The organism is Nocardia aobensis NBRC 100429 (assembly GCF_000308375.1).
Taxonomy (GTDB): domain Bacteria; phylum Actinomycetota; class Actinomycetes; order Mycobacteriales; family Mycobacteriaceae; genus Nocardia; species Nocardia aobensis.
The window spans coordinates 1-3,129 of record NZ_BAFQ01000001.1 but is presented as its reverse complement, the minus strand read 5'-3'; the positions used below and the strand labels follow the sequence as shown (position 1 = coordinate 3,129).

Annotated in this window: 2 protein-coding genes; both read right to left on the bottom strand. The window is 65.0% G+C overall.

The genetic code is table 11. The features are described 5' to 3' along the window. Positions 1-846 (bottom strand): DNA gyrase subunit A (locus RJ03_RS00010; RefSeq protein ID WP_036496912.1); only part of this gene is annotated, 846 nt, incomplete at its 3' end. A gap of 61 nt (positions 847-907) precedes the next feature. Continuing rightward, complete coding sequence (gyrB, locus tag RJ03_RS00005; RefSeq protein ID WP_036496910.1) at positions 908-2,956, bottom strand: DNA topoisomerase (ATP-hydrolyzing) subunit B; 2,049 nt, start codon at positions 2,954-2,956, stop codon at positions 908-910. Between the last annotated feature and the right edge of the window lie 173 nt (positions 2,957-3,129).

Below are 3,129 nucleotides of genomic sequence, written 5' to 3'. Positions count from 1 at the left end.
GTCGGTGTTGACCTGGTACGGCAGCTCGGTGATGACGATCGTGGTGCGACCGCGATTGTCCTCCTCGATCTCCACCACACCGCGCATCCGGATGGAACCGCGTCCGGTGGTGTAGGCGTCGTGGATGCCCTGGCTGCCGACGATCAGGCCGTAGGTCGGGAAGTCCGGCCCCTTGACGCGCTCCATACACGCGGCGAGGGTGGACTCCTCGTCGGCGTCGTAGTTGTCCAGCGCCCAGTAGATGGCGTCGGCCAACTCGTTCAGGTTGTGCGGCGGGATATTGGTCGCCATACCGACGGCGATGCCGTTGGACCCGTTCATCAACAGGTTCGGCACCCGGCTGGGGAGAACCACGGGCTCCTGGGAGCGGCCGTCGTAGTTCGGCGTGAAATCGACCGTCTCGTGGTCGATTTCACGGAGCAGCTCCATCGCCAGCGGGGTGAGCCGGCACTCGGTGTACCGCATGGCGGCCGCGCCGTCGTTACCGCGGGAGCCGAAGTTGCCCTGCCCGTCGACCAGCGGATACCGCAGCGACCACGGCTGCGCCATGCGCACCAGGGTGTCGTAGATCGAGGCGTCGCCGTGCGGGTGGTAGTTACCCATGGTCTCGGCGACCGGACGCGCGGATTTCACGTAACCGCGGTCGGGCCGGTAGCCGTTGTCGTACATCGCGTAGAGCACGCGCCGGTGCACCGGCTTGAGGCCGTCGCGCACATCGGGCAGCGCACGGCCCACGATCACGCTCATCGCGTAATCGATGTAGCTGCTCTGCATTTCGTTCTGGATGTCGACCGGCTCGATCCGGTCGCCCGCACCACCTTCGGGCGGCAGGGTGGTCTCAGTCATGAATTCTCCTTAACAGGCCTGGGCGGTGTGACGGGCGCGCGGGCGGACCGCGCAGCACCGGTTACACATCGAGGAAGCGGACGTCCTTGGCGTTGCGGGTGATGAAGCTGCGACGCGCCTCGACGTCTTCACCCATCAGCACGGAGAACAACTCGTCGGCCGCGGCCGCGTCGTCCAACGTCACCTGACGAAGCACCCGCACCGAAGGATCCATGGTGGTTTCCCACAGCTCCTTGGCGTTCATCTCGCCGAGACCCTTGTAGCGCTGGACGCCGTCGTCCTTGTTGATCTTCTTACCAGCGGCCAGACCGGCCTCCAGCAGACCGTCGCGCTCGCGGTCCGAGTAGGCGAATTCCGGATCCGAGCGCTGCCACTTCAGCTTGTACAGCGGCGGCTGGGCGAGGTACACGTGCCCGTGTTCGACCAGCGGGCGCATGAAGCGGAACAGCAGGGTGAGCAGCAGGGTCGAGATGTGCTGGCCGTCGACGTCGGCGTCGGCCATCAGCACGATCTTGTGATACCGCAGCTTCGAGATGTCGAACTCGTCGTGGATACCGGTGCCGAAGGCGGTGATGATCGACTGGACCTCGTTGTTCTTGAGGACCCGGTCGATACGCGCCTTCTCGACGTTGATGATCTTTCCGCGCAGCGGCAGGATCGCCTGGTACATCGAGTCGCGACCGGATTTCGCCGAGCCACCGGCGGAGTCACCCTCGACGATGTAGATCTCGGACTTGCTCGGATCCTTGGATCGGCAGTCGGCCAGCTTGCCCGGCAGCCCGCCCAGATCGGTCGCGCTCTTGCGCCGGACCAGCTCACGAGCCTTCCGGGCGGCGACGCGGGCCTGCGCGGAGGACACCGCCTTCTGCACGATCGTCTTGGCATCGGCCGGATTGGCTTCGAACCAGTGCGCCAGATGTTCGTTGCAGGTGCGCTGGACGAACGACTTCACCTCGGTGTTGCCGAGCTTGGTCTTGGTCTGGCCCTCGAACTGCGGCTCGCTGACCTTGACGCTCACGATGGCGGCCAGACCCTCGCGGATGTCGTCGCCGGTGAGGTTGCCGTCCTTCTCCTTGAGCAGCTTCTTGTCCTTGGCGTACTTGTTGACCACGGTGGTCAGCGCCGCGCGGAAGCCCTCTTCGTGGGTACCACCCTCGTGGGTGTTGATGGTGTTGGCGAAGGTGTGGACGGATTCGGAGTACCCCGAATTCCACTGCATCGCGACCTCGAGCTCGTGGCCGGTGCCCTTGCTGGTGAACGAGACGACGGTGTTGTGGATCGCCTGCTTGGTGCGGTTGATGTGCTTGACGAAATCCTCGAGCCCGCCCGGGTAGTGGTAGGTGCGAGTCTTGACCTTCGGCTCCGGCGGCGCGGCGCTGCCCTCGTCGTGCTTGGGCGCCTCGGCGGTCTCGCTGACCACCTCGTCGGTGACCTCGGCCTCGCTGACCCGCTGGTCGGTGAGGGTGATGGTCAGGCCCTTGTTCAGGAACGCCATCTCCTGCAACCGGCGCGAGATCGTCTCGAAGTTGTAGGTCGTGGTCTCGAAGACGTCCGGATCCGCCCAGAAGCGCTGCGTGGTGCCGGTCCGGTCGGTGGGCTCGCCCTTGACGAGCTTGCCGGGCTTGGCGTCCTTGTACTCCTGGCTCCAATGGAAGCCATCGCGGTCGATCTCGGTGACCATCCGGCTGGACAGCGCGTTCACCACGGAGATACCGACACCGTGCAGACCACCGGACACGGCGTAGGCGTCCGAGTCGAACTTGCCGCCGGCGTGCAGCTGGGTCATGACGACCTCGATCGTGGGCACACCGGTGGCGTGCATCGCCACCGGGATACCGCGGCCGTCGTCGACGACCTCGACGCCGCCGTCGGCCAGCAGCGTCACGTCGACCCGGCTGGCGTAGCCGGCCATCGCCTCGTCGACGGAGTTGTCCACAACCTCCCAGATCAGGTGGTGCAGACCGCGCTCACCGGTGGAACCGATGTACATACCGGGGCGTTTGCGGACCGCCTCGAGTCCTTCGAGAACGGTGATGTTGGAGGCACCGTAGTCCTTGTTGCCCGCTTTCGCCTTGGACGAGCCGCTTGCGTTGGAGTCGTTGGCAGCCACTGCTCGGTAGCTCTCCTTACTTGCTGATCCCTCGATGCGACGTCGGACAACACACACAGACCGAGCCCCGTATGGCCTCTGCTCGAGATGTTCGAACTGCTCGAGAATTACGGGTCCTCGCGCGTGCTGCACGGAACGCGCCGAAGGTATCGCCGCTAGTTACTCTTCCATCC